At 68.1% G+C, this 24,725-nt stretch carries 27 protein-coding genes; 20 read left to right on the top strand and 7 right to left on the bottom strand.

Features of this window, described 5'->3' with window-relative positions:
- Window positions 1-34: 34 nt before the first annotated feature.
- From ACSHWB_RS44630 to ACSHWB_RS44615, 4 genes are all read left to right on the top strand, one after another.
- Window positions 35-2,002 carry an FAD/NAD(P)-binding protein gene (locus ACSHWB_RS44630; RefSeq protein WP_439659397.1) on the top strand — a complete coding sequence of 656 codons (1,968 nt, stop codon included), beginning with the start codon at window positions 35-37 and terminating at the stop codon, window positions 2,000-2,002.
- An 11-nt stretch (window positions 2,003-2,013) separates the two neighbouring features.
- Window positions 2,014-3,426 (top strand): 3-carboxy-cis,cis-muconate cycloisomerase, encoded by a 1,413-nt coding sequence (pcaB, locus tag ACSHWB_RS44625; RefSeq protein WP_439659396.1) that lies wholly within the window; start codon window positions 2,014-2,016, stop codon window positions 3,424-3,426.
- A 246-nt stretch (window positions 3,427-3,672) separates the two neighbouring features.
- Window positions 3,673-4,419 carry a helix-turn-helix domain-containing protein gene (locus tag ACSHWB_RS44620; RefSeq protein WP_439659395.1) on the top strand — a complete coding sequence of 249 codons (747 nt, stop codon included), beginning with the start codon at window positions 3,673-3,675 and terminating at the stop codon, window positions 4,417-4,419.
- 53 nt (window positions 4,420-4,472) lie between these two features.
- Entirely contained in the window at window positions 4,473-5,408 is a 936-nt protein-coding gene (locus ACSHWB_RS44615) for a sterol desaturase family protein (protein ID WP_439659394.1), read from the top strand.
- Between the two features lie 15 nt (window positions 5,409-5,423).
- Here ACSHWB_RS44615 and ACSHWB_RS44610 read toward each other — a convergent pair whose 3' ends face one another.
- On the bottom strand, window positions 5,424-6,260 hold the full coding sequence (locus ACSHWB_RS44610; protein ID WP_439659393.1) for a helix-turn-helix domain-containing GNAT family N-acetyltransferase: 837 nt from the start codon (window positions 6,258-6,260) through the stop codon (window positions 5,424-5,426).
- Between the two features lie 98 nt (window positions 6,261-6,358).
- Here ACSHWB_RS44610 and ACSHWB_RS44605 point away from each other — a divergent pair, with 98 nt between their 5' ends.
- The 3 genes from ACSHWB_RS44605 to ACSHWB_RS44595 are packed head-to-tail and all read left to right on the top strand — an operon-like array spanning window position 6,359 to window position 9,688.
- On the top strand, window positions 6,359-7,690 hold the full coding sequence (locus ACSHWB_RS44605) for an FAD-dependent oxidoreductase (RefSeq protein WP_439659392.1): 1,332 nt from the start codon (window positions 6,359-6,361) through the stop codon (window positions 7,688-7,690).
- Complete coding sequence (locus tag ACSHWB_RS44600; protein WP_439659391.1) at window positions 7,680-8,870, top strand: MFS transporter; 1,191 nt, start codon at window positions 7,680-7,682, stop codon at window positions 8,868-8,870. Before ACSHWB_RS44605 ends, ACSHWB_RS44600 begins: the two co-directional genes overlap by 11 nt.
- An 8-nt stretch (window positions 8,871-8,878) precedes the next feature.
- Window positions 8,879-9,688 carry a TSUP family transporter gene (locus ACSHWB_RS44595; protein ID WP_439659390.1) on the top strand — a complete coding sequence of 270 codons (810 nt, stop codon included), beginning with the start codon at window positions 8,879-8,881 and terminating at the stop codon, window positions 9,686-9,688.
- Window position 9,689: 1 nt separating this feature from the next.
- Here ACSHWB_RS44595 and ACSHWB_RS44590 read toward each other — a convergent pair whose 3' ends face one another.
- The 3 genes from ACSHWB_RS44590 to ACSHWB_RS44580 all read right to left on the bottom strand — a co-directional run bounded on the left by ACSHWB_RS44590 (window position 9,690) and on the right by ACSHWB_RS44580 (window position 10,973).
- Window positions 9,690-10,091, bottom strand: coding sequence for a low molecular weight phosphatase family protein (locus tag ACSHWB_RS44590; RefSeq protein ID WP_439659389.1), 402 nt, complete (start codon window positions 10,089-10,091; stop codon window positions 9,690-9,692).
- 76 nt (window positions 10,092-10,167) lie between these two features.
- Window positions 10,168-10,320, bottom strand: coding sequence for a hypothetical protein (locus tag ACSHWB_RS44585; protein WP_439659388.1), 153 nt, complete (start codon window positions 10,318-10,320; stop codon window positions 10,168-10,170).
- Window positions 10,321-10,331: 11 nt separating this feature from the next.
- Window positions 10,332-10,973 carry an arsenate reductase ArsC gene (locus tag ACSHWB_RS44580; protein ID WP_439659387.1) on the bottom strand — a complete coding sequence of 214 codons (642 nt, stop codon included), beginning with the start codon at window positions 10,971-10,973 and terminating at the stop codon, window positions 10,332-10,334.
- Between the two features lie 84 nt (window positions 10,974-11,057).
- On the opposite strand from ACSHWB_RS44580, the gene ACSHWB_RS44575 reads away from it, so the two are divergent.
- From ACSHWB_RS44575 to ACSHWB_RS44530, 10 genes are all read left to right on the top strand, one after another.
- Window positions 11,058-11,423, top strand: coding sequence for an ArsR/SmtB family transcription factor (locus ACSHWB_RS44575; RefSeq protein ID WP_439659386.1), 366 nt, complete (start codon window positions 11,058-11,060; stop codon window positions 11,421-11,423).
- Window positions 11,424-11,594: 171 nt separating this feature from the next.
- Window positions 11,595-12,563 carry a phosphate ABC transporter substrate-binding protein PstS family protein gene (locus ACSHWB_RS44570; protein ID WP_439659385.1) on the top strand — a complete coding sequence of 323 codons (969 nt, stop codon included), beginning with the start codon at window positions 11,595-11,597 and terminating at the stop codon, window positions 12,561-12,563.
- Entirely contained in the window at window positions 12,560-13,543 is a 984-nt protein-coding gene (pstC, locus tag ACSHWB_RS44565; RefSeq protein ID WP_439659384.1) for a phosphate ABC transporter permease subunit PstC, read from the top strand. The genes ACSHWB_RS44570 and pstC overlap by 4 nt, the downstream gene beginning before the upstream one ends.
- Window positions 13,543-14,433, top strand: a complete 891-nt coding sequence (gene pstA / locus ACSHWB_RS44560) for a phosphate ABC transporter permease PstA (protein WP_439659383.1) — start codon at window positions 13,543-13,545, stop codon at window positions 14,431-14,433. The genes pstC and pstA overlap by 1 nt, the downstream gene beginning before the upstream one ends.
- A gap of 27 nt (window positions 14,434-14,460) precedes the next feature.
- Entirely contained in the window at window positions 14,461-15,360 is a 900-nt protein-coding gene (pstB, locus tag ACSHWB_RS44555; protein ID WP_439659382.1) for a phosphate ABC transporter ATP-binding protein PstB, read from the top strand.
- A gap of 90 nt (window positions 15,361-15,450) precedes the next feature.
- On the top strand, window positions 15,451-16,179 hold the full coding sequence (locus ACSHWB_RS44550; protein WP_439659381.1) for a winged helix-turn-helix domain-containing protein: 729 nt from the start codon (window positions 15,451-15,453) through the stop codon (window positions 16,177-16,179).
- Between the two features lie 52 nt (window positions 16,180-16,231).
- Window positions 16,232-16,552 carry an ArsR/SmtB family transcription factor gene (locus tag ACSHWB_RS44545; RefSeq protein ID WP_439659380.1) on the top strand — a complete coding sequence of 107 codons (321 nt, stop codon included), beginning with the start codon at window positions 16,232-16,234 and terminating at the stop codon, window positions 16,550-16,552.
- Window positions 16,553-16,608: 56 nt separating this feature from the next.
- Entirely contained in the window at window positions 16,609-16,902 is a 294-nt protein-coding gene (locus ACSHWB_RS44540) for an ArsR/SmtB family transcription factor (RefSeq protein WP_439659379.1), read from the top strand.
- Window positions 16,899-17,975, top strand: a complete 1,077-nt coding sequence (gene arsB, locus ACSHWB_RS44535; protein ID WP_439659378.1) for an ACR3 family arsenite efflux transporter — start codon at window positions 16,899-16,901, stop codon at window positions 17,973-17,975. The genes ACSHWB_RS44540 and arsB overlap by 4 nt, the downstream gene beginning before the upstream one ends.
- A 4-nt stretch (window positions 17,976-17,979) precedes the next feature.
- A complete protein-coding gene (locus ACSHWB_RS44530; RefSeq protein ID WP_439659377.1) occupies window positions 17,980-18,945 on the top strand; it encodes an ArsO family NAD(P)H-dependent flavin-containing monooxygenase in 966 nt (321 codons plus the stop codon).
- Here the strand turns inward: ACSHWB_RS44530 and ACSHWB_RS44525 are convergent.
- Complete coding sequence (locus ACSHWB_RS44525; RefSeq protein WP_439659376.1) at window positions 18,917-19,612, bottom strand: DUF5677 domain-containing protein; 696 nt, start codon at window positions 19,610-19,612, stop codon at window positions 18,917-18,919. The genes ACSHWB_RS44530 and ACSHWB_RS44525 overlap by 29 nt on opposite strands.
- A gap of 58 nt (window positions 19,613-19,670) precedes the next feature.
- Between ACSHWB_RS44525 and ACSHWB_RS44520 the strand changes: the two genes are divergently transcribed.
- Together ACSHWB_RS44520 and ACSHWB_RS44515 are read left to right on the top strand one after the other, a co-directional pair.
- A complete protein-coding gene (locus ACSHWB_RS44520; RefSeq protein WP_439659375.1) occupies window positions 19,671-20,357 on the top strand; it encodes a helix-turn-helix domain-containing protein in 687 nt (228 codons plus the stop codon).
- Window positions 20,354-20,989: an arsenate reductase ArsC gene (locus ACSHWB_RS44515; protein ID WP_439659374.1), complete on the top strand. Its 636-nt coding sequence runs from the start codon at window positions 20,354-20,356 to the stop codon at window positions 20,987-20,989. Before ACSHWB_RS44520 ends, ACSHWB_RS44515 begins: the two co-directional genes overlap by 4 nt.
- Before the next feature lie 88 nt (window positions 20,990-21,077).
- Here the strand turns inward: ACSHWB_RS44515 and ACSHWB_RS44510 are convergent, their stop codons facing one another.
- Both ACSHWB_RS44510 and ACSHWB_RS44505 read right to left on the bottom strand, forming a co-directional pair.
- Complete coding sequence (locus ACSHWB_RS44510; protein WP_439659373.1) at window positions 21,078-23,135, bottom strand: PhoX family protein; 2,058 nt, start codon at window positions 23,133-23,135, stop codon at window positions 21,078-21,080.
- 134 nt (window positions 23,136-23,269) lie between these two features.
- A complete protein-coding gene (locus ACSHWB_RS44505) occupies window positions 23,270-23,620 on the bottom strand; it encodes an ArsR/SmtB family transcription factor (protein WP_439659372.1) in 351 nt (116 codons plus the stop codon).
- An 80-nt stretch (window positions 23,621-23,700) separates the two neighbouring features.
- On the opposite strand from ACSHWB_RS44505, the gene arsM reads away from it, so the two are divergent.
- A complete protein-coding gene (gene arsM, locus ACSHWB_RS44500) occupies window positions 23,701-24,597 on the top strand; it encodes an arsenite methyltransferase (protein WP_439659371.1) in 897 nt (298 codons plus the stop codon).
- Window positions 24,598-24,725: the final 128 nt, after the last annotated feature.

Here is a 24,725-nt window from a genome sequence, read left to right as displayed (position 1 = left end):
TCCCTTTCCGACCCACCTGCACTGGGAGACACCCGTGTCCAGCTTCGGCGCCCGAGCGCGCTCCTCGGCACAGCCCATCGAGGTCTGCGTGATCGGCGCCGGCCCGCGAGGACTCAGCGTCGTCGAACGCCTCTGTGCCAACGCCGCGAACAACCACCGTCCCCTGGTGGTCCACCTGGTCGACCCGTTCGTCGGCTACGGCGGCCGGGTCTGGTCCACCGGCCAATCGCGCTCGCTGCTGATGAACACCGTCGCCTCCCAGGTCACGATGTTCACCGACGACAGCGTCGACTGCGAGGGACCGGTGGTCCCTGGCCCGAGCCTCTACGAGTGGGCCGGAACGGTGGCGCTGATGGATCCCTTCCACAGCTATCCGTCCGCCGTGCGCATCGAGGCCCGAGAGCTCGGCCCGGACTCCTATCCCACCCGTGCCCTCTACGGCCACTACCTGACCTGGGTGCTGCGGCGCCTGTGCAGCACCGCACCCAAGACCGTGGAAATCCGACTGCACGCCCAATCCGCGGTCACGCTCGACGACGACTCTGACGGCGGCACCGACAAGCAGGTCGTCGAGCTCACCGACGGAACCACCCTGACCGGCCTGAGCGCGGTGGTCCTCGCCCAAGGACACATCGACATGCCCCTGGGACAGCAGGAAGAACGGCTCAGCCTCCACGCCGCCGTTCACGGCCTGCACTACCAGCCGCCGGCCAACCCCGCCGAGGTCGACCTGACGGCGATCCGCGCCGGACAGACCGTCGCCGTCCGCGGCATGGGCCTGAACTTCTTCGACTACCTCGCGCTGTTCACCACCGACCGCGGTGGCCGGTTCCAGCGGACCCCGGACGGCGGACTGGTATACCGGCCGTCAGGCAAGGAACCCGACATCTACGCCGGATCCCGCAGGGGAGTGCCGTACCACGCGCGAGGCGAGAACGAGAAGGGCGTGTTCGGGCGGCACGAACCGGTCTTCCTCACCCCGGCGGTGATCTCCAAGCTGCGAGCACGCGCGGCGCGCGGCGCGTCCGTCACGTTCATGTCCGACGTCTGGCCGCTGATCTCCCGCGAAGTCGAGCTCGTCTACTACACGACCTTGCTGCGCCGCCGCAGCGACTCGGCCGCCAAGGACTTCGCCGCGCTCTACCTCGTCACCGACCACGACGATCTGCCTGTGCTGCTGGAGAAGTTCGGCATCGCGAGCAACGAGATGTGGAACTGGGAACGCATCGCGCGCCCGCACGGCGATCGGCACTTCGCCTCACCGGAAGATTTCCACGAATGGCTGCGACAGCTGCTCCTGCGCGACCTGATGCAGGCACGCAAGGGCAACGTCAGCGACCCGGTCAAAGCCGCTCTGGACGTGTTGCGCGATCTCCGCAACGAGATCAGGCTCGTCGTCGACCACAGCGGACTGGCCGGATCGTCCTATCGTGACGAGCTGCTCGCCTGGTACACCCCGCTCAACGCCTACCTGTCCATCGGCCCTCCCGCGAGCCGCGTGGAGGAGATGATCGCCCTGATCGACGCGGGCATCCTCCGCGTCGTCGGCCCGGGAATGCAGGTGGATATGGGCGAAGACTGCTTCGTGGTGCGCTCGTCCTCCGTGAACGGAGCCGAGGTGCGAGTGAAAGTGCTCGTCGAAGCCCGGCTGCCCGAGGTCGACATCCGCTCCACCGCCGACCCACTCATGACACACCTGAGACAGACCGGCCGAGCCACGCCCTACCGCATCCCTGACCCCTCCGGTGCTCACGAGACCGGTGGACTTGCGGTCACCGGCCGCCCTTACCAAGTGATCGATGCCGAAGGCAGGCCTCATCCCAGGCGCTTTGGCTACGGCGTGCCCACGGAGTCCGTCCACTGGGTCACCGCGGCCGGCATCCGGCCGGGGGTGAACTCGGTCATCCTGAGCGACGCGGACGCCATCGCCCGCGCCGTGCTCACCGCGGCCGACGCCACCATCGTCCGCACGGCCACGACCCAAGCCGCCCGACCGGCATGAGGAGCACCCCCGTGACCCACGACCACACCACCAGCAGCGACAGCGGCCTGCTCGCACCGGTCTGGGCAGGCAGCACCGCCGCGGACCTGACCGGTGACGAGGCGTGGCTGCAAGCGATGCTCGACGTCGAGGTCGCCCTGGCCAAGGCCCAAGCGCACCTGGGCGTGATCCCCGCGCAGGCCGTCGCACCCATCACCGACGCCGCCCGCGCCAACCGGATCGACCTGACCGACCTGGCCCGCGGCGCCCGTGGCGCGGCCAACCCCGTGGTGCTGCTCGTGACCGCTTTGACCGCCGAGGTCGCCCGCATCGACAGCGATGCCGCCGAGTACGTCCACCGCGGAGGAACCAGCCAGGACGTACTCGACTCTGCGGCGATGCTGATCGCCGCCCGCGTGTTCGCCGAGGTCGACCGAAACCTGGTCAGCACGGCCAACGCGCTCGCACACCTCGCCGAGCAGCACCGTTCGACGCCGATGGCGGGCCGCACCCTCACCCAGCACGCCGTGCCCATCACCTTCGGCCTCAAGGCCGCAGGCTGGCTCTCCCTGGTGCTGGACGCCCGCGAACGCGTCCGCCGGCTCCTCGAAGGAGGCCTGCCGTCCCAGCTCGGCGGCGCCGCCGGCACCCTTGCCTCCTACCTCGAGTACGCCGCGCTTGCGGGACACCCGGACGACGGATCGCAGCTGAGCTACCGATTCGCCCAGGAACTGGGGCTGACCGAGGCGATCCTGCCGTGGCACTCCCTGCGCACGCCGATGGCCGACATTGCCGCCGTATCGGCCTTCGTGACCGGCGCGCTCGGCAAGATGGCCCTGGACATCCAGGGCATGTCCCGCACCGAGGTCGGCGAGGTCGCCGAACCCGCGGCAGAAGGACGCGGCGTGTCCTCGGCCATGCCGCAGAAGCAGAACCCCGTCCTCGCCACGCTGCTGATGTCCGCCGCCCGCCAGGTCCCGCTCTACGGCACGGCCCTGGCCCAGTCGATGCTCTCCGAGGACGAACGGTCCGCAGGCGGGTGGCACGCCGAATGGCAGCCACTGCGCGAATGCCTCCGCCTGACCGGCGGCGCCGCGGCCACCGCCTCCGAGCTCGCCACCGGGTTGCGGGTGTTCCCCGAGCGTCTCCACGACAACCTGGCCCTGACCGGCGGCTCCATCATCGCCGAACGACTCAACGTCGCCCTCGCACCCCACCTGGGCAAGGCCGCCGCCAAGACGCTCCTCGCCCGCATCGCCCTGGACGACCGACCCTTTCAGCAGGTGCTCATCACGACGCCGGAGCTCGCCGCCATCGACCCCGCGCGTCTTCGTGAACTACTCGACCCCGCTCAATACCTGGGAGCTTCGGAGGCTCTCGTCGACCGCGTTCTCGACCGCCACCGCAAGCAGCTCGACGGAGGCCTCGGCCAGCCAGTGGAGTGACGTCCGAGGCGGAGGGGGCTCCACGCAAGGTCGGATTGTCCGGTCTCAGGTCCTCCGCTCGTTCGTCGTATTTCACCGCTGTCATCGCTGAGTGACAATGGGTTGGCCGCCGCCGGGCGTGAGATCTGGCGGAGTGACAACCCGATGGTGACGAACCGACTTGAGGCGCCCCCTGCAGATTCAGCCACATGGGGGCCGTCAGAGCTGCCCGGCTCAGCGCACACGAGGTCTGACGGGTGGCGTGGGATGGCGGTGGTGCGGCCTGGCCGTCTGATCTACGTCGGCCAGATGGCTGCCGCGCACAGGCACCGCCACGCGGCGATTCAGGTGGTAGTCGCGACAGGCGCGGTGCGGTTGCGGGACGCTGCGGGCGACCAGCTGCGCGAGCAGGCGGCGGTCATCCCTCCAGGCGTCGAGCACGAGCTCGCCGGCGAGTCATCAGGGATGGTGGTGTTCGTCGATGGTGGCGGACACCTCGGCCAAGCCCTCACCACGCTGGTGCGGCGGACCGGGCTCGCACCCCAGTCAGCCGCGGCGTGGGCGACAGCTGCGCGACCGTTGCTCGGGCACGGGTTCACGATCGACGGTGCGCCTGCGCAGATGGCGGAAGGTGCCCTCTCGAAGCTCGTGGCCGGAACCGCTCCGCCCGACACACCGATGCATCCCGCGTTGCAAAGCGCCGTCGCCCTCCTGCCCGACATGCTCAGCAGCTCCGTGTCACTGGGTGAAATCGCCGCCGCGGTGGGAATCTCGGCGAGCCGACTAGGGCACCTGTTCACCGACGAACTCGGCCTCCCCTTTCGGCCCTACCTACGATGGGCACGACTGCGTCGCGTGATCACACACGTCCGGCAGGGACACGCACTGACCGAGGCCGCCCACGCCTCCGGGTTCGCGGACAGCGCCCACCTCACCCGCGCCTGCCACGACATGTTCGGTCTGCCGCCATCTCACCTCAAGCGCTGCGTGAGCTGGCACGAGCCGGTGAGGTGAAGACAGCGAGTTCGTTCAAGCAACGCCCGGCGCTGTCTTCCACGCTCTGATACATGCGCACACTCGTCCGGTACGGCTACGTGCCCTACATGCTCATCGGCATCAACGGCATCGGCATGGCGATCGTCGCAACAGGCGAGCCCACGCTGTGGATGCTCGGGTTGCTGTTGCTCGCCATCGCGAGCTCCTTCCTCGCGGAACGCGTCCTGCCCTACCGGGACGACTGGAACACCCCGCATGAGGACGGGGGACGCGACGTCGCCCATGCAACGGTGAACGAGCTGTTCACCCTGAGCAGCCTCGCGATCGTGCCAATCCTGACCGCTCTCACACCGTTCGACCATCTCTGGCCTGGCGATTGGCCGTTCGTGCTGCAGGTCCTTCTCGCGGTTCTCGTGGCCGACCTAGGCATCACCCTGGTCCACTTGGCCAGCCACAAGGTGCCGATCTTGTGGCGGCTGCACGCGGTGCATCACAGCGTCAAACGCGCCTACGGCTTCAACGGACTGATGAAGCACCCCCTGCACCAGACGCTGGAGACGGCCGTCGGCTTCGCGCCGCTCATCCTGCTCGGCCTGCCGATCTCCGTCGCCTACGCCGTCGCCCTGTGCGCCGCCGTTCAACTTCTGCTCCAACACTCCAATGTGGACTACCGGGTTGGGCCGTTGCGTGGCGTGCTGGCACTGAACCAGGCCCACCGCTTCCACCACCTGAAGTGGGCAGGCATCGGCGACGTCAACTTCGGGCTGTTCACCCTGCTGTGGGACAGGTTGCTCGGGACCTACTCGTTCGATCCGCAGCGCCAGTTCAGCAGCCAAGACCTCGGCATGGCGGCCAAACCACATTACCCGGGCCGCTACCTCGCCCAGCTCGCCGAGCCGTTCCGCGCGAGCGGGGCCTGTGTGTCGGACCAGTCGAAGGACCGACATCGGGCGGATGCATCGGTCTCTGCGCGCCAGTTGCGACCCGAACAGAACCAGGCGCCCTAGCGTCCTGGGCGGGTATCAGTTGGCGGTGCGGCGCTCGAGGAAGACGGTGTCTCGCCAGACGCCGTTGTGCTGGGCGATGCGTTCGCGGACGCCGAGGGTGCGGAAGCCGGCAGAGTGGTGCAGGGCGAGGCTGGCGCGGTTCTCGGGGAAGATCGACGTCTGCAACGTCCACAGGCCCGCGTCGTCTGCGGCGTTGACCTGCTTGTGCACCAACGCCTTGCCGACGCCGCGGCCACGGAAGTCCGCGCCGACGTAGACGGACGTCTCGGCGACGCCCGCGTAGCAGTCCCTTGTGGACATAGCGGTCGCGGCGGCCCAGCCCGCTACCTGGCCGTCGATCTCGGCGACCCAGCGGTGGTCAGGCAGCCACTTGGCGTCGAGCGCCCGGCGCAGGGGGACTTCGGTTTCGAAGGTGGCGTCGCCGGTGGCGATGCCTTCGCCGTAGATACGGCGCACGGCGTTCCAGTCGGCGACTTCGAGCGGGCGGATCAGCACGTCGGCCGGGAGGTCGGTTGGGCAGCAGGGCCGTGGGGCGAGCACGCCCATGACGACATCGGCGGCGTGCGGAAGGCCGGTGCAGCACGACGGATTCACGCTGACGTGCGTGGCTGTGCCTTCCTTGTGCTGGCGCAGGAAGCCGACCTCGACGAGCTTGCGGACGTGGTGGGAGCAGGTGGACTGGCTGATGCCGACGAGGTCGGTCAGCTCGCCGACGGTCATCGAGCGGCCCGCGGTTGCCACGGCGTGCAGCAGGCGTACGCGGGTCGGCTCTGCGAGGCATGCGAACCAGTCCGCGTAGGTCGCGGCGTCGTCGGCGGGCAGCACGGCCGGCGAGGGCGCAGTCGTCGTCATGGCTGAAGTATCGACGCAGATCGATGGTTGCGTCAATCGATCCGGGTCGATAGAGTCCGCCGTGTTGATTTGAAATCCGTCGATTCAAGGGGTGTGTGGTGAGCGAGTTGCCAGTCGTCGTGGTGGGTGCCGGACCTGCGGGTTTGTCCGCGGCGGCCAACTTGGTCGAACGGGGCGAGCAGGTGCTCGTGCTGGAGGCGGGCGACCGTGCCGGTGCAGCCGTGTCGCAGTGGAACTACGTCCGGCTGTTCTCGCAGTGGAGCGAGCTCGTTGACCCGGCGGCCGAGCGGCTGCTGGAGGGGACCGGGTGGGTCCGGCCCGACGGTGACGCGTACCCGAGCGGCGGCGAGTGGGTGGAGAGCTATCTGCGGCCGCTCGCCGAGGTGTTGGGGGACCGGGTTCGGTTCGGTGCGCGCGTGGTGGGGCTGGCGCGCCGCGGCCGGGACCGGATCGTGGACTCAGGGCGCGAGGACGAGCCGCTGACCGTGCATGTGGAGAGCGCGGCGGGGGAGGAGCGGATCACGGCACGCGCGGTCATCGACGCGTCCGGAACCTGGGGCTCGCCGAATCCGCTGGGCGGCGACGGACTTCCGGCGGTGGGTGAGAAGGCGGCGGCCGCGCAGATCACCTACCGCGTCCCCGACCTCGTGGCCGAGCGTGCGCGCTACGCGGGCAAGCGGATCGCGGTCGCGGGCAGTGGGCACTCTGCGTTGACCGCGCTGGTCGTGCTGGCGGAGCTCGCCGAGGAGGCGCCGGGTACGGAGGTCGTCTGGTTGCTGCGCCGGGGTGCGGTGGGCAACGCGTTCGGTGGCGGCGAGGCGGACCAGTTGCCGGCGCGCGGCGCGCTGGGGTTGCGGGCGAGGAAGGCTGCTGAGGCCGGGCACATCACGACCGCGACCGGGTTCCGCACGGCGGCTGTCGAACGAGAGGAGGACGGCAGGCTCACGCTGGTGTCGTTCGATGGCCACCAGGTCGAGGGCATTGACGAGGTCGTGGTGCTGACCGGGTTCCGGCCGGACCTGTCGTGGTTGTCGGAGATCCGCCTCGACCTCGACTCCGTGTTGCAGGCGCCGACGAAGCTCGCGCCGATGATCGACCCGAACGTCCACTCGTGCGGCACCGTGTACCCGCACGGCGAGGCCGAGCTGCGCCACCCCGAGCCGGGTGTGTACCTCGTGGGCATCAAGAGCTACGGCCGTGCGCCGACGTTCCTGTCGTTGACCGGGTACGAGCAGTCCCGCTCGGTCGTGGCCGCGATCGCCGGCGACCACGAGGCCGCCGGACGGGTCGAACTGGTGCTGCCCGAGACCGGCGTGTGCGGTGGCGCGGGCGTGTTCGACGAGCCGGAAGCGCAGAAGAGCGACGGCGGGTGCTGCGGTTCGCCCGAGCACGGCGAACTGACGATTGGCCTCGCATCCAGTGCACGCTGACACCACCACGGCGGAGCCCGGCACCAGTGCCGGGCTCCGCCGCGTGCTGATCGTCTTGTGCACCACGGAGATCATCAGCTGGGGGATCCTGTACTACGCGTTCCCGGTGTTGCTGCCGACGATCGGCGAGCGGACCGGGTGGTCGCACGCCGCGATTACCGCCGGATTCTCCGCGAGCCAGATCGTCGCCGGGCTCGTCGGGGTTCCGGTGGGCAGGCTGCTCGACCGACACGGGCCGCGCGCCATCATGACCACCGGCTCGATCATCGCCGTCCCTGCGGTCGTGCTGATGGCGACCGCGCAGTCGCTCGCCTGGTTCACGGCGGCGTGGTTGCTGATCGGCGTCGCGATGGCTGGGGTGTTCTACGCTCCCGCGTTCGCCGCGCTCACCCGCTGGTACGGGGCGAAGCGGGTGTCGGCGCTGACCGCGCTCACGTTGGTTGCGGGGTTGGCCAGCACGGTGTTCGCGCCGCTGACCGCCGTGCTGAACACGCACCTGGACTGGCGAGGGACCTACCTCGTGCTGGCTGGAATCCTCGCTGTCACAACGATTCCGCTGCACTTGTTCGGCTTGCGGTTGCCGTGGCCGGCGATCGAGCACGAGGCGGAGCATCATCCGTCAGCGGTGGCGCGGAGCAGGCCGTTCATCGTGCTGACGATCGCGATGAGCCTGGCGGCGTTCAGCGTCTACGCGGTCGTGGTCAACCTCGTGCCGTTGCTGACCGAACGCGGGATGTCGACATCAGCGGCCGCCGTGGCCCTGGGCCTCGGTGGGGTGGGCCAGGTTCTCGGGCGGCTCGGCTACGCGAGGTTGACCGCGCGAACGACGGTCCGTACGCGGACAGCACTCATCCTGGCGGCGAGCGCGGTCGTGACGACGTTGCTGGGCTTGGTTCCCGGCCCGGCTCTGCTGCTCATCGCCGGTTCGGTCCTCGCGGGAGTCGCGCGCGGGATCTTCACGCTGGTGCAGGCGACGGCGGTGACCGAACGCTGGGGCGCTGTCCACTACGGACAGTTGAGCGGACTGCTCGCCGTACCGGTGATGCTGACAGCGGCGATCGCGCCGTGGGCGGGTAGCGCGATGGCTGGATGGCTCGGGGGATACCCGGCGGTGTTCGTGGTGCTGGGCGTCGTCGGGGCGGTGGCCGCCGGGTTGTCAACGGCCAGCGTGCCGCGTTAGCTCGTGCGGTGGTCAAAACGGGGAACGAGCAGGCAGCGGTCCGGTCGGCGCCGGTGGTGTTCGCGGCCGGTGCGGCAGTGGGCGTGCTCGGCGGCATGATCGGTCTGGGTGGTGCGGAGTTCCGGCTGCCGCTGCTCATCGGGGTGTTCGGGTTCGCGGCGTTGTCCGCGGTCATCCTGAACAAGGCGATGAGCCTGATCGTCGTGCTCACCGCCCTGCCCGCCAGGCTGGCCACGGTCACGGCCGCTGAGCTCGGCTCGCACTGGGCAGTCGCGGTGAACCTGCTCGCCGGCAGCCTGATCGGCGCCTGGGCCGGTGCGGCGTGGGCGATCCGCATGCGGACCTCCACCCTCTACAAGGTCCTCGCCGCCCTCATGGCACTCATGGCCGCGGCACTGGTCGCGACCCACTTCACCAGTCTGGGCGCGCTCGACCTGCCGCCGGTCGCCCAAGCGGTCGCGGGCGTGGTCGCGGGCTTCGGCATCGGCGTCGTCGCCGCGATCATGGGCGTGGCCGGCGGCGAGCTGCTGATCCCGACGATCGTGCTGCTGTACGGGATCGACATCAAGACCGCCGGCAGCCTGTCCCTGCTGGTGTCCCTGCCCACGATGCTCGTGGCGTTCGCCCGCTACAGCAGGGACAACAGCTTCAGCGTCCTGCGTCAGAACCTGCGCTTCGCCACCGTCATGGTCGCCGGATCGATCGTCGGCGCCCTGCTCGGCGGACTGCTCCTCGGGGTCGTTCCCGACCTGGTCCTGATTCCCGGGCTCGCGGTCGTCCTGCTGATCTCAGCGGTGAAGATCGCTCGTCACGACTGAGTCAGCCGAGCAGCTCGGCGACCAGGCCGCGCACCCGGCGGTCGATCTCGTCGCGGATCGGACGGACCGAGTCGATGCCCTGACCGGCCGGGTCGTCGAGCTGCCAGTCGAGGTAGCGCTTGCCGGGGAACACCGGGCAGGTGTCGCCGCAGCCCATGGTGATCACGACGTCGGACGCCTCGACGTCCTCGGTCGTGAGCTTCGAGGGGACCTCGGCGGTGATGTCGAGGCCCCACTCGGCGAGCGCGTCGGCCGCGGCCGGGTTGACCTTCTCGGCGGGCGCCGAGCCGGCGGAGCGGACCGCGATCCTGCCCATGCCGTAGTGCTGGAGCAGCGCAGCGGCCATCTGGGAGCGGCCGGCGTTGTGCACGCAGACGAACAGCACTTCGGGGGTCTTGGACACGACGATCTCCTCCTGGCGGGCGATTCCTTGGTTCGATAATGCCCGATCCAGGTGAACGGCTGGTGACACGACTTGCTCACATCACGTACAGGTACAGGCCGCTCACGACCATCGCGCCGCAGGCGGTGAACCAGACGTAGGCGAAGGCCTTGCGGGTCGGGGTGAGATTGGAAACGCCGAGTGAGAACGTCGTGACGACTCCGGTCGTCCAGATCAGGGTGACCAGCAAGACCTGCAGCATCAGTCGCCCAGAAGCTCGGACAGCAGGCTCCGGACGCGGCGGTCGATGTCGTCACGTACCTCGCGGACGCGGTTCAGTGATGCACCTACCGGGTCGGCGACCTCCCAGTCCAGGTAGCGCTTGCCGGGGTAGACCGGGCACGAGTCGCCGCAGCCCATGGTGACCACGACGTCCGCGGCCCGCACGACCTCGTCGGTCAGTGGCTTCGGGAACGCCTCGGTGAGCGGGATGTTCAGCTCCGCCAGCGCCTCGACGATCGCCGAGGGGATGGCGCCGGTGGGCTGGCTGCCGGCCGAGCGCACCGCGACCTTGCCGAACGCGTGGTGCTCCAGCAGGGCGGACGCCATCTGTGAGCGGCCGACGTTGTGCACGCAGATGAACAACACCTGCGGCACCTCGACCTTGGTCAGCCCCTGCGCGCGGCCGTGGTCGGTGAGGCGCTGCTTGGCGAACCGCGCGGTGAGCGTCGCGAGATGGGTCTTGATCGTGGCGGTCTCGTTCAGCAGCTGGTAGGTCTCCTCGACGAACTGCTCGACGGTCTCGCGGCTGAACACGCCGTGGAACTTGTCGGCCAGCTCGTCGGTGATGCGGAGCAGTTGTGCAGTGAGCTCGTGCTGGGGAAGTCCGCCGGCGCGGGTCATCGGGATCTCCTTGGACCGAAGATTGTCGATGCAAAGCAGACCGGTTGCATCGACTTTTGTCAATCTAGGTCGTACCCTCGGCTCATGGTGGAGCCTCGCGGTGAACTCCAGATGGACAACGGCGGCCATGAGCGCTGCGTGTCACTCGGTCAGGGCATGGAACCGGACGAGGCCCGCCGCATCGCCGACGTGTTCAAGGCGCTCGCCAGCCCGCCCCGCCTTGAACTGCTTCGCCTCCTGCAGAACGCGCCCGGTGGCGAGTCGTGTGTGTGCGACCTCGTCGACCGCCTGGGCCTGAGTCAGGGCACGGTCAGCCATCACCTGCGCGTTCTCGCCGAAGCCGGGCTCGTTCGCGGCGAACGTCGTGGCACTTGGGGCTGGTATGTGGCCATTCCTGAAGGGCTCGACGAGGTCAGGGGACTGCTTGGCCAGTCCGTTGCCGCGCTGTGACCGCACGTTGGATCGAGATTTTTCAACGATAGTTCCCGATGTCACTCGTCGTTCACCTTCTGTTTAGAACGAGATTCTTCGATGCAGGGGCCCTCGAAACGGGGGCTCGTCGAAAGATCCCGGCCCCTATCCGGGTCCCGAGCAGGAGGCACGTCAGTGACCATCCGCCAGGTGAAGCGTGCGCACGTGTTGTCCGTCGTGGCTGTCGCCGCGCTGACCCTGTCCGCCTGTGGTGGGCAGAACAACGGCAGTGGCTCCGAGAGCGGGGGTGAACAGCTCTCCGGCCCGGTCGTCATCGACGGCTCGAGCACCGTGGAACCGCTGTCGATCGCCGCGGCCGAGCTGTTCATGGCCAAGAACAGCGGCGTCCAGGTGTCGGTCAGCGCCTCCGGTACCGGCGGTGGTTTCAAGAAGTTCTGCGTCGGCGAGACCGACATCTCCGACGCGTCCCGTCCGATCAAGGACGAGGAGAAGAAGGCCTGCACGGAGAAGAACATCGGTTTCTCCGAGCTGCAGATCGCGAACGACGCGCTGACCGTGGTGGTGAACAAGGACAACACCTGGGCGCAGTGCCTCACCGTCGCGCAACTCAAGAAGATCTGGGAGCCGGACTCGAAGGTCGCCAACTGGAAAGAGGTCGACCCGTCCTTCCCGGACCAGAAGCTCGACCTCTACGGCGCGGGTGCGGACTCCGGCACGTTCGACTACTTCACCGGCGCCATCAACGGCAAGGAAGGCGCCAGCCGCAAGGACTACAACCCGACCGAGAACGACAACATCACCGTCCAGGGCGTGAGCGGCTCCAAGGGTGGCCTCGGCTACTTCGGCTTCTCCTACTTCGAGGAGAACACGGACAAGCTCAAGGCCGTGAAGATCGACGGCGGCAAGGGCAAGGGCTGCGTCGAGCCGTCGGTGAAGGCCGCGCAGGACGGCAGCTACTCGCCTCTCGCCCGTCCGCTGTTCATCTACCCCTCTGACGCCGGTCTGAAGAAGGCCCAGGTCGAGAAGTTCGTCGAGTTCTACCTCGCGAACAACGACGAGATCGTCAAGGCCGCGCGGTTCGTGCCGCTGACCGAGGACCAGAAGAAGAAGGCCAAGGACGAGCTCGCCGCGTTGCAGGCGAAGGCCGGCGGCAAGTGAGCACGAAGACTCGCGACGGTGGCCGCCCGGGTTCGGGCGGCCACCCCGTCGCCTGGGAAGGGCCGCCGGTCGACCTGACCGCGCAGAGCCCGCGCATCGGCGAGAAGATCATCAAGGCCGTGCTCGTGAGCGCGGCCGCGTTGTCTGTTCTCGTCACGGTCGGCATCGTCGCGTCGTTGTTCGCGCCGGTCGCCGAGTTCTTCACCCACGTCGGTCTCGGCGAGTTCCTCTTCGGCACCGAGTGGACGGCGCTGTTCGGCGACAAGTTCAACTGGGACGACAAGTCCTGGGGTGTCCTGCCGCTGGTCACCGCGACCTTGATGATCACGCTGATCTCGCTCGTGGTCGCGGTCCCGTTCGGCCTGGGCGCCGCGATCTACCTCAGCGAGTACGCCTCGCAGCGGGTGCGGAAGATCTTCAAGCCGATCCTGGAGATCCTCGCCGGCGTGCCGACGGTGGTCTATGGCTTCCTCGCGCTGACCGTGATCACCCCGATCCTCAAGCCGATCCTGGGCATCGAGGGCATCTACAGCATGATCTCGCCCGGCATCGTGATGGGCTTCATGATCGTGCCCACGGTCGCGTCACTCAGCGAGGACGCGATGTCCGCGGTGCCGCTGGGGTTGCGGCAGGGCTCGTACGCGTTGGGCGCCAACAGGATGCAGACCACTGTTCGCGTCGTGTTCCCGGCCGCGTTGTCGGGCGTCGTCGCCGCGATCGTGCTCGGCATCTCGCGCGCGATCGGCGAGACGATGATCGTCGCGATCGCGGCGGGCAACATGCCGCTGTTCACCGCCGATCCGCTCAAGGGCGCGCAGACGATGACCGGGTTCATCGCGCAGGCCGCCAGTGGCGACACCCCGCACGGCAGCCCGTCGTACTACGCGCTGTTCGCGATCGGCGCGCTGCTGTTCGTGATCACCCTCCTGATCAACATGATCAGCATCCGGCTGGTCCGCAAGTACAGGCAGGCCTACTGATGACGGCGACGTTGGTTGTTGACCAGAGCCTGAAGTCCGGTCGCCGCAAGGGCATTGGGCCGCAGGTGTTCGCCTTCGCGCTGTGGGCGTGCCTGGCGATCATCTGCGCGTTCCTGTTCTTCGTGCTCGCCGTGATCATCCAGAAAGGACTGGCGCGGTTCGACCTGAACCTCGTCACCGAGCACCCGTCGCGGCTGCGGCCCGACACCTCGGGCGTGAAGTCCGCGCTGTTCGGCACGATCTGGATCATGGTGCTGACCGCGCTCATCGCGTTGCCGCTCGGTATCGCGGCGGCGGTGTACCTGGAGGAGTACGCGGACAACAACCGCTGGTGGAACCGGCTGATCGAGCTGAACATCCAGAACCTCGCTGCGGTGCCGTCGGTCATCTACGGGATCCTGACGCTCGGCTTCGTGGTCCGCGGACCGCTGTCGATCGGCGCGGTGCTTCTCGCGGGCGCGATCGCACTGGCGTTGCTGATCCTGCCGGTGGTGATCATCACCTGTCGCGAGGCGTTGCGCGCGGTGCCGTCGGAGATCCGTTCCGGCTCGCTCGCTTTGGGTGCGACGCAATGGCAGACGACCTGGCGTCAGGTGCTGCCCGCCGCGGTGCCGGGCATCGCGACCGGCTCGATCCTCGCGCTGTCGCGGGCGATCGGTGAGGCGGCACCGCTGCTTCTCGTTGGTGCCACGACGTTCCTGACGTTCAACCCGGACGGCGTGTTCTCCCGCTACACCGTTCTGCCCACGCAGATCTTCAGCCTGGTGCCGCTCGACCGCGTCGAGTTCCGGGACCTGGCCTACTCCACGATCCTGCTGCTGATCATCGTGCTGCTCGCGATGAACGCTGTCGCGATCTGGATGCGCAACCGCTACCAGCGACGTTGGTGACACGCGAATGAAGGAGCGAGCGACCTCATGACCAGATCGGAGCAGAAGAGCGTGTCCACCGGCCAGCGCACGAACCAGGACGACTCCACGCCGGAGCCGCAGATCGTCATCGAGCGATCGAACACCCTGACACCCGTGGAAGGAGCACCGGACGGGGTGATCACGCTGAAGGACCTGGAGGTCTACTACAGCGACTTCCGCGCGGTCACCGACGTGAACATGTCGTTCGGCAGCAGGGAGATCACCGCCCTGATCGGCCCTTCCGGGTGCGGCAAGTCCACGGTTCTGCGGTGCCTGAACCGGATGAACGACCTCGTGCCCGGAGCCCGCGTCGAGGGTGCTGTCGCGTACCACGGCGTGGACATCTACGGCGAGGACGTGGACGTCATCGAGGTGCGCCGGCGCATCGGCATGGTGTTCCAGAAGCCGAACCCGTTCCCCAAGTCCATCTACGACAACGTCGCCTACGGTCCCCGCGTCACCGGCATGAACGTGTCCGACATGGACAACGTCGTGGAGCGGGCGTTGCGCGGTGCCGCGTTGTGGGACGAGGTGAAGGACAAGCTCAAGCAGAACGCGTTCGGCCTGTCCGGCGGTCAGCAGCAGCGGTTGTGCATCGCCCGTGCCATCGCCACCTCGCCCGAGGTGATCCTGATGGACGAGCCGTGCTCGGCGCTGGACCCGATCGCCACCGCCAAGATCGAGGACCTGATGGTGGAGCTGGCCTCGACCTACACGATCATCATCGTCACCCACAACATGCAGCAGGCTGCCCGCGTCTCGCAGCGCACGGGGTTCTTCACCGCCGAGGCGGACGAGAAGGGGCAGCGCACCGGCCGGCTGGTCGAGTTCGACACCACCGAGCACATCTTCGGCAATCCCTCCGACGCCCGGACCGAGGCGTACATCACCGGACGATTCGGGTAGACCGCGATGGGCTCTGCGTTGGGGGCTTGGGAGTCTGACAGCTCACAGTTCCACACGCGGCGGCGAGCCTGTCTGGCGAACAAGGGCCGGGTGCAGAACCGGCTCGCCGTCCTCGTGGTGGATCACGACACCGACGTCGTGCACCAGCTGCTCGAAGGCTTCACCGGTCAGCCGGTGGAGCCGCGCGTCTGCACCGACCCCGCAGAGGCGTTGCTGGTGCTCGGCCGCACGTGCCCGGATGCCGTGCTGCTCGGCCCTGCCGTGGGCAAGCTCGACCCGATGGACTTCCTCACGATCGTGCGCGCGGACGATCCGGACGTCCCGATCGTGGTCGGTGCCGGGCCGGGCTCCGGCGACTTCGCGGCACGGGCGGCGGAAGCGGGCGCGACGGCGGTGGTGCCGCGCCCGTACCGCACCAGACAGCTGCTGGCGTTCCTTGGCTCGGTGGCGCCGAAGTCCGACGCCGTGGAGATCCGGCCGATGGTGATCGACCTCGGCCGGCTGCGGGTGGACGGCGCGGTGCCTCAGTTCTGGCTGGACGGGGTGCTCACGCCGTTGCCGCCGATGGAGTTCCTCATGCTGCGCTACTTCGCCGAGAGACCCGGCGCGGTGGTCAGCCGCAACGAGCTCGTCGCCGCCCTGTGGTCCGACCGGCCGTCGGCCAAGAGCAACACGCTCAACGTCCACATCATGCGGCTGCGCAAGCGACTGGGTGACGACGACCACAATCCCACGTGGATTCGTGTCGTCCGAGGCCTCGGCTACCAGTTCAGCGTTCCGCAGGTAGGGTCGAGTTCACCGGACGTTCATTCCGATTGATGAACATGTCACCATGTCGACTACGGACCAGGATGCGCGAAGGGAGGCGCTGGTGGCGGTGCCTGACGACTCGGCCTCCGCCGCACGTCTCTTCAAGGCCCTCGCGGATCCCATCCGGGTCCAGCTCGTGGTGCTCGTGCGGCAGTCGGCGAGCGGCGAGGCCTGCTTCTGCGACCTCGCCGACGAGTTCGACATGCCCCAGTCGTCGCTGAGCCATCACCTGAAGATCCTGGTCAACGCCGGTGTTCTGCAGCGCGAACGGCGCGGCACGTGGAGCTGGTACCGCCTGGACCACGACGTCCTGGACACCATGGAACAGCTCCTGCGCCCCGGTGGCCCACTGCGCGACGAGCCCGCCTCCCGCTGCGACTGATCTGATCGTTTCACCACGTCTTCCATCAGTCGGCGCTGATGTATCATTCCCGACTGATGTCACTCGATGCTGATGTGTTGAAGGTTCTCGCCGACCCGCTGCGCGCCAAGATCCTGGAGCTGCTGGCCGGTGAGGCTTTGTGCACCTGTCACCTCGTCGAGGAAACCGGTGCCAAGCAGACGAACATCTCGAACCACCTGAAAGTGCTGCGCGACGCCGGGTTCGTCGACACCGAGCCGTGCGGGCGCTTCACGTACTACCGCCTGCGACCCGGCGCCCTGCGCGGGATCGCCGACAGCCTTAACGAGCTGGCCGACCGTGCCGACTCCGATGCCAGGAGGCCCTGTTGAGCACCACCAACCCGACGGCGGAGCAGGACGTCCTGCACCGGCTGTCCTTCCTGGACCGCTGGCTGCCTGCGTGGATCGGCCTCGCCATGGTCGCGGGGCTCGCGCTCGGCAGCCTCGTGCCTGGCCTGCAGGGCGTGCTGGAGGCCGTGAAGGTCGACGGGGTCTCGCTGCCCATCGCCCTCGGTCTGCTGCTGATGATGTACCCGGTGCTGGCCAAGGTCCGCTACGACAAGCTCGACACCGTCACCCGAGACAAGCGCACGATGGTGCTCTCGCTGGTGCTGAACTGGGTGCTCGGCCCGGCGCTGATGTTCGCGCTGGCCTGGATCTTCCTGGCTGACCTGCCCGAGTACCGGACCGGCCTGATCATCGTCGGCCTCGCCCGCTGCATCGCCATGGTCATCATCTGGAACGACCTCGCGTGCGGTGACCGCGAAGCCGCCGCGGTACTGGTGGCGTTGAACTCGGTGTTCCAGGTCGTCATGTTCGGCGTGCTCGGCTGGTTCTACCTCGACCTGCTGCCCGGCTGGCTGGGCCTCGACACCGCGTCGGTGACCTTCTCCCCGTGGGAGATCGCCAAGTCCGTGCTGATCTTCCTCGGCATCCCGCTGCTGGCCGGCTACATGAGCCGCAAGCTAGGGGAGCGCTCGAAGGGCCGGGAGTGGTACGAGTCGAAGTACCTGCCGCGCGTCGGCCCGATCGCCCTGTACGGCCTGCTGTTCACGATCGTCATCCTGTTCGCGTTGCAGGGCGAGACCATCACCAACCGCCCGCTCGACGTCGCCCGGATCGCGCTGCCGCTGCTGGTCTACTTCGCGATCATGTGGGCGGGTTCCTACGCGCTGGGCAAGGCGTCAGGGCTCTCCTACGAGCGGACCACGACCCTGGCGTTCACCGCTGCCGGCAACAACTTCGAGCTCGCCATCGCCGTCGCGATCGGCGTGTTCGGCGTGACCTCCGGGCAGGCCCTCGCCGGTGTGGTCGGACCGCTGATCGAGGTGCCGGTGCTCGTCGGGCTCGTGTACGTGAGCTTGTGGCTGCGGCGTCGTTGGGCGGCCCGCGCTGAAGTCTGATGTCGTGGTGATCGGCGGCGGCCAGGCAGGGCTGGCCGCCGCCTACTACCTGCGGCGCGCCGGTCTGTCCTATGTGGTCCTCGACGCCCAGTCGCTTCCCGGCGGGGCATGGCCGCACGGGTGGAACTCGTTGCGGCTGTTCTCGATCGCGCGCCACAGTTCGTTGCCCGGCTGGCCGATGCCGGCCTTCGCGGACGGCTACCCGACTGCCGTGCATGTGATCGATTACCTGACGGCGTATGAGAAGCGCTACGACGTACCCGTGCAGCGGCCCGTTGTAGTCAGCTCGGTGAGCCGTGACGGCGACGAGCTGTTGGTGCACACCGATTCCGGCGTCTGGTCCGCGCGGCACGTGATCAGCGCGACCGGCACGTGGTGGCGGCCCTTCCGGCCGCTGATGGACCTTCCCGGCCGCCAGCTGCACACCGTCGACTATCGGGACCCACTGGAGTTCGCGGGACAGAAGGTCGTCGTGGTCGGTGGCGGCAACTCAGGCGCGCAGATCGCGGCCGACCTCGTGCCGCACGCGTCGCTGACGTGGATGACCCGTCGGCCGCCGCGATACCTGCCTGACGAGATCGACGGCAAGGCGCTGTTCGACATCGCCAGCCGTCGCGCCGGTGGTGTGGGGGAGCTCGGCGACATCGTCGCGGTGCCACCGGTTCGAGAGGCACGGGACAGCGGACTGCTCGTGGCCACGCCGATGGACACCGACGTGCTCGCCGAAGCGGACGTCGTGATCTGGTCCACCGGGTTCCGGCCCGCGCTCGGCCACCTCGGGCCGTTGAAGGTGCGCGACGAACGCGGCCGCGTGGCTGTGGACAGTACGACCGCGGTGGAGGAGCCGCGCCTGCACCTGCTCGGGTACGGCGGCTGGACCGGGCCTGCGTCCGCGACCCTGATCGGCGTCGGGCCCACCGCGAAGGCCACCGTGGCGAAGATCAGCGCAGCGTTGGGCGCTCGATCGTGACGCCCAGGAGTTCTTGAGCGTCGTTGATCGCTCCGCTCAGAGCCTCATCACTCAGCAAGCTGTTGATCGCGAGGGCGGCCTGGGCCACGCACACGGCTGTGACCTCGATGAAGACCTCGAACAGATCCACGACGGGCTGGCCTCCTGGGCGTCCGTCGAGGACGTAGGCCTCCGCGCCCTTGGCAGTCGGGTGGATGTGCGTCGACATCATCCGATACCGGAGGTAGAGATCCTTGGCCCCGTAAGCGGCGCAAAGCCGGGCGAAGTTCGACACGTAGGCCTGAAGTGGATGCGTCGTGCGCTCAGGCCGCGTGACGTCGTCCGGCACTGGCGAGCCGACCGCCACGAGTTCGTCGTACAGCTTGCGGCGACGTTCCTCGTCGACAGCGTCCACTGTGGCCAGTGCGTCCGCGCCGACATCCACGACCCATTGCAGGACGAGGCTGTGTTCGACGATCGAGCGCGTGCCGGGAATGCTCTCGTGGGCTAAACCGGCCTCGTGAGCAAGCAGAACGAGCTTGCAGCTGCGGTTGATCCAAGACCACCAGCCGAAGACCGCCGTGACGAGCTGTTCCTTCTCGGCGGGGACGACCAACCGGCCTGCGGCCACGATGTCGTCGAACGCCCCGACCAGGACTTTGATCGCTCCTACCGACGCATCGCTCACGTCACACAGTGTCCGTCGAGGCTTGACTTTGCCAAAATGCTCAACGATCATTGAGTCAATGAACGTTGAGTGGTCTTCCTCGGTGGTGGAGCGGGCACGGCTGCACGCGGTGCTCGGCGAACCCGCACGGCTGGCGATCGTCGACCGGCTGCTCCTCGGCGACGCCTCGCCCAGCGAGGTCGGCCGCGAACTCGGCCTGCCCAGCAACCTGCTGGCGCATCACGTGAAGCTGCTCGAACAGGCTGGTGTCCTCGAACGCATCCGTTCCGAAGGGGACCAGCGCCGCAACTACCTGCGCCTGCGCGTCGAAGCGTTGACCGGTCTCGGTCCGGCCGGGAGTCGCGTCGCCCCGCGCGTGGTCTTCGTCTGCACGTACAACTCGGCGCGCTCGCAGCTCGCCGCCGCGCTGTGGAAGAAACGCAGCACCGTGCCCACCGCTTCCGCTGGCACGAAGCCTGCGGACGGAGTGCACCCGCTCGCGGTCGTGACCGCCGAGGCTCACGGCATTCCGCTCGCCCGCGCCCGCACCGCTCACGTCGAGGACATCCTGCGGCCGGACGACCTCGTGGTCGCCGTCTGCGACAACGCCCACGAACAGCTCGGCGACCTGGAGCGCCTGCACTGGTCGGTTCCCGACCCGGCGCGCGCCGGCACCGAGGACGCCTTCGAGCACGCCTATCTCGACCTCGCCGACCGGGTCGACCGGCTGGCCCCCGTCGTTCACCAGTCTGGAGAAGACCGATGACCCTCAGCATCGACCAGCAACTCGCCCTCAAGACCGCCGCCAGCCGCCTGCGGCAGCAGTTCGACGGCATCTTCAGCACCGAGACCATCGAACGGTTCCTGAGCACCAGCTACGACCAGTTCGCCTCGAACAGCACCATCCCGAACTTCCTGCCGTTGCTGGCCGAACGCTTCGCCCGTCAACGCCTGCACGCGCTGGCCAAGGTCGAGGGGCACGTGACCGACACCAAGCCGATCGTGCTCTTCCTCTGCGTCCACAACGCCGGCCGCAGCCAGATGGCGCTCGGCTTCTTCGAGGACCTCGCCGAGGACCGCGCAGTGGCCTGGTCGGGCGGCTCCGAGCCTGGCAACGAGATCAACCCGGCCGCTGTCGAAGCCATGCACGAGCGCGGCATCAACATCTCCCGCGAGTTCCCCAAGCCGTGGACCGACGAGATCGTCCGCGCCGCCGACGTGATCGTGTCGATGGGCTGCGGCGACGCCTGCCCGGTGTTCCCCGGCAAGCGCTACCTGGACTGGACCCTCGACGACCCCGCGGGCAAGGACGTCGCCGACGTGCGCCCCGTGCGCGACGAGATCGAGCGCAGGGTCCGCGGCCTGCTCAACGAGCTCGGTGTCCCGGCTCGTGCGTGAGAACGGAAGTGGGGACCGTCCGAACCGGACGGTCCCCGCTTTGGTTAGTCGTTCCCACTAACCGATCCCGGCCATCGGTAGCCGAGTCCTAGTCGCCGATCCTGCCTCGATCGGTTCGGCGAACCGCGACCACGGACGGCCGCGCGATGGTGCCTGGACCGCCGGGCCACGTCGATCCAGGCTTCTCGACCGTCGCACCGTCGAGCTCGCCGGGGTGCTGCACGGCGACGATGATCCGCCGCTCCTCGATGATCGGCCCGCACGTCTCCGCACCGACCGGCACCGTGAGGAACTGCCTGACCTGACCGCGATACCGGCCCTCGACGGCCACGCCGAACAGGCCGTCGTTGGAGCCGAGTGCGCTGCCGTCGGTCGCGATCCACAGGTTGCCGTGGCTGTCGAACGCCAGATTGTCCGGGCACGACACCGCGGACACCTGGTCCTTGGGGAACCCGGCGAAGTACGTGCTCGGGTCTGCCGGGTCACCGCACACCAGGAACAACCGCCACCGGAAGCTGGTCGCGGCAGCGTTGTTGCGCGACTCGACGACCTCCATGATCTGTCCGTGCCGGTTGCGCGTGCGCGGGTTCGCCTCGTCTGTTAACGGCTTGCCCACCGCACCGCGGTCGCTGTTGTTCGTCAGTGCGATGTAGACGGTCCCGTTGTCCGGGTGCGGCTCGACGTCCTCGGGCCGGTCCATCTTCGTCGCGCCCACCTTGTCGGCTGCCAGGCGCGTGAAGACGTAGACCTCGGCGGCCGTCATGCCCGGCACGAACGACGTGTTCCCGCTTGCCAGCGCCACCCATTCGCCGCTGCCGTCGAACGCGCCGTCCGAGGGCAGCTTGCCGGTGCCGTCGATCTCCGCGGCCGGGCTGTCGCCGGTGAACTTGGCGACGTAGAGCATGCCCTCGTCGAGCAACGTCAGGTTGTGCCGGCGCGCGGACTCGCTGCGGCCGTGCTTCATACGGTTCGTGGACACGAACTTGTAGAAGTAGTCGAACCGCTCGTCATCGCCCATGTAGAGCACGACCCGGCCGTCCGGCGTGAGCCTCGGTTCGGCGGCCTCGTGCTTGAACCGGCCGAGCGCGGTCCGCTTGCGCGGCACGAAGTCCGGGTCGAACGGGTCGATCTCCACGACCCAGCCGTGCCGGTTGACCTCGTTGGGCTCCTGCGCCACGTCGAAGCGCTTGTCGAACCGCTCCCACTTGCGCTCGCTCGCCAGACCACGCAAGCCGTAGCGAGCCAACCGGGTCTTCGTGTCCGGGTCAGTGACGAGGTCGGCGTTGCCAAAGTACTGGTTGAAGTTCTCCTCGCCGGACAGCACGGTTCCCCACGGCGTGACGCCGCCACCGCAGTTGTTGAGCGTGCCCAGCACCGTGCGGCCGGACGGATCCGCCGACGTCTTCAGGAACGAGCTTCCCGCTGCCGGACCGGTGAACTGGAGCTTGCTGGTGGCCGTGATGCGCCGGTTGAGCCGGTGCCTGGCCGGAGTGAGCTTGCCGCGGTGGTCGTCCAGGACGACGACGCTCAACCCGTGCGCGGCCCAGGCGATCTCCACCTGCTCGCGCGTCGGGTTGGCCGAGCTGTACCCGGCGAACATCACCAGCTCGCTGGTGTACTCGTGGTTCGCGACGAGCACGAGCCGGTCGCGGTCCAGTTCCAGCAGCGCGAGGTAGTCGACGTTGAAGCCGAACTGCTTCGCCTGCGCGGTAGCGGTCTGCTTCGTGGAGTCGAACGCGGGCGCACCCGGCAGAACCGCGTCGCCCCAGCGGATCACGACGTCCTGCGTGTAGCCGGGTGGCACGACTACGGCGTCGAGCTTGTTGTGCGCCACCGGTTCGAAGCGCAGGCCGCGGCCACCGCCGAATCGACGATCGGCCTCGATGTCAGCCGCAGCGGGCGCGGCGACAGCCGCAGTTCCGCCGGCGGCGAGCGACAGTACGGCGGTGGTCTTGAGCAGTGAGCGACGAGAGACCGCGCTCGCGATCACATCGCCGAGGTAAGGGTTGTCAGAGGTGTTGGGCGCCTCGTGGAAGCAGGCGTCGCCGCAGCGGTAGCGGCAGGTCAGGGCAGAACGCCCGGCGTGGTTGGTCGACGCCAGGGGCAGCGGGATGATCCGCTGGTCCGTGGTGGGACGCGGCGGCACGGCACCTCCATGCGAGTCCGTTCGGGAACGACATGAGCCGATTGCGTAGATCGGTTTATGTCGATCCAGGACCCTAGGTGGTCCTCCCAGTCCGCACGCGAAGCGAACGTGAACAGCAGGCGAACCCTGTCTACCTACGCCGGAGTGCGCTCTCCGCTGACGCTGGCGAGCAGTGCGGACATCCGATCCGTGGTTTCCGGTCGCAGCCGGTAGTAGACCCACGTGCCGCGCCGCTCGGAGTCGACCAAGCCGGCCTGGCGCAACAGCTTGAGGTGATGCGAGATCGTCGGCTGCGAAAGCTCGAACGCCGGCGTCAGTTCGCAGACGCAGACCTCCCCGGACGGCCGCGACGCGATCAACGACAGCAGCCGCAAGCGCACCGGATCGCCGAGCACCTTGAACACGGCCGCGGCCTCCGCAGCCTGCTCTTTGGCAAGCGGCTCCTCGGGCAGCGGCTCGCAGCAGCCCTCGTCTTGGTTCGACATACTTCAATATTGACTCGACTTCGCCTCCGGTGCAAACATGACATAGACAAACGTCTATACAACCTGGAGGGGTGCCGCTCATGAGCGATCAGACCGAACTGCGCGAGACCGTCCGAGCCCGCTACGCCGCAGCCGCAGTCGCCGTCACGCAAGGGGGAAGCGGGTGCTGCAGCGGACAGGCGGTGGAGGTCGACGAGACCTTTGGTGCCATGCTCTACCCGGCTGCCCAGCGTGACGAACTGCCAGCCGAGGCTGTTGCCGCCTCGCTCGGCTGCGGCAACCCCATCGCGGTCGCCGAGCTCCGCGAGGGTGAGCGTGTCCTCGACCTTGGTTCCGGCGGCGGCATCGACGTCCTGCTCTCCGCTCGCCGCGTCGGCGTGACCGGCAAGGCCTATGGCCTCGATATGACCGACGAGATGCTCGCGCTGGCACTGTCCAACGCCGAAAAGGCTGGCGCGACCAACGTCGAGTTTCTGAAGGGCAACATCGAGGCCATCCCGTTGCCCGGCAACACCATCGACGTCGTGATCTCCAACTGCGTCATCAACCTGTCCGTCGACAAGCCCGCCGTGTTCGCCGAGACCTTCCGCGTTCTGCGACCCGGTGGCCGCATCGGCATCTCCGACGTCGTCGCTGACGACCATCTCACGCCCACCGAGCGAGCCGAACGCGGCTCCTACGTCAGCTGCATCGCCGGAGCGCTCACCTTCGCCGAGTACCGCGAAGGCCTGCAGACTGCCGGTTTCACGGGCATCGAGATCACTCCGACGTTCGAGGCCGCCGATCGCATGCATGGAGCCATTGTTCGTGCAGTGAAGCCACTCGACATCGAGCTAGTCGGGTCTGCTGCACCGGCGCAGAGTGAAGCCTCGTGCTGCGGCGTCAGCGCCTGCTGCGCTCCCGCTGAGCAGTCAATCGACCCGACCGTCACCCTCATGGAGGCCAAAACGGCGTCGGGATGTGGATGCCAGGACTAGCGAACTCACTTCCTGCGGAGCGTTCTCAGCAGGTACAGGGACGATCGCCTCGGCGGTTCAATACTTGGTGAATGAACGTTCCGGAGCTCGTCCTCGTCGGCGCACTCTTGGGGTGGTGATCGGCGCGC

It is taken from the genome of Lentzea sp. HUAS TT2 (assembly GCF_051853195.1).
Classification (GTDB): Bacteria; Actinomycetota; Actinomycetes; order Mycobacteriales; family Pseudonocardiaceae; genus Lentzea.
Note: the sequence above shows the minus strand (reverse complement) of the source record. Positions and strands in the feature narration are given on the sequence as shown.

What these genes read in the sequence shown, in the direction of transcription:
- ACSHWB_RS44620 (WP_439659395.1), top strand. Translation starts at nt 3,673, where the DNA reads ATGGCGGTGGTGCGGCCTGGCCGTCTGATCTACGTCGGCCAGATGGCT.
- ACSHWB_RS44615 (WP_439659394.1), top strand. Translation starts at nt 4,473, where the DNA reads ATGCGCACACTCGTCCGGTACGGCTACGTGCCCTACATGCTCATCGGC.
- ACSHWB_RS44610 (WP_439659393.1), bottom strand. Translation starts at nt 6,260, where the DNA reads ATGACGACGACTGCGCCCTCGCCGGCCGTGCTGCCCGCCGACGACGCC.
- ACSHWB_RS44580 (WP_439659387.1), bottom strand. Translation starts at nt 10,973, where the DNA reads ATGACCCGCGCCGGCGGACTTCCCCAGCACGAGCTCACTGCACAACTG.
- ACSHWB_RS44575 (WP_439659386.1), top strand. Translation starts at nt 11,058, where the DNA reads ATGGTGGAGCCTCGCGGTGAACTCCAGATGGACAACGGCGGCCATGAG.
- pstA (WP_439659383.1), top strand. Translation starts at nt 13,543, where the DNA reads ATGACGGCGACGTTGGTTGTTGACCAGAGCCTGAAGTCCGGTCGCCGC.
- pstB (WP_439659382.1), top strand. Translation starts at nt 14,461, where the DNA reads ATGACCAGATCGGAGCAGAAGAGCGTGTCCACCGGCCAGCGCACGAAC.
- ACSHWB_RS44540 (WP_439659379.1), top strand. Translation starts at nt 16,609, where the DNA reads ATGTCACTCGATGCTGATGTGTTGAAGGTTCTCGCCGACCCGCTGCGC.
- ACSHWB_RS44520 (WP_439659375.1), top strand. Translation starts at nt 19,671, where the DNA reads ATGAACGTTGAGTGGTCTTCCTCGGTGGTGGAGCGGGCACGGCTGCAC.
- ACSHWB_RS44515 (WP_439659374.1), top strand. Translation starts at nt 20,354, where the DNA reads ATGACCCTCAGCATCGACCAGCAACTCGCCCTCAAGACCGCCGCCAGC.
- ACSHWB_RS44505 (WP_439659372.1), bottom strand. Translation starts at nt 23,620, where the DNA reads ATGTCGAACCAAGACGAGGGCTGCTGCGAGCCGCTGCCCGAGGAGCCG.
- arsM (WP_439659371.1), top strand. Translation starts at nt 23,701, where the DNA reads ATGAGCGATCAGACCGAACTGCGCGAGACCGTCCGAGCCCGCTACGCC.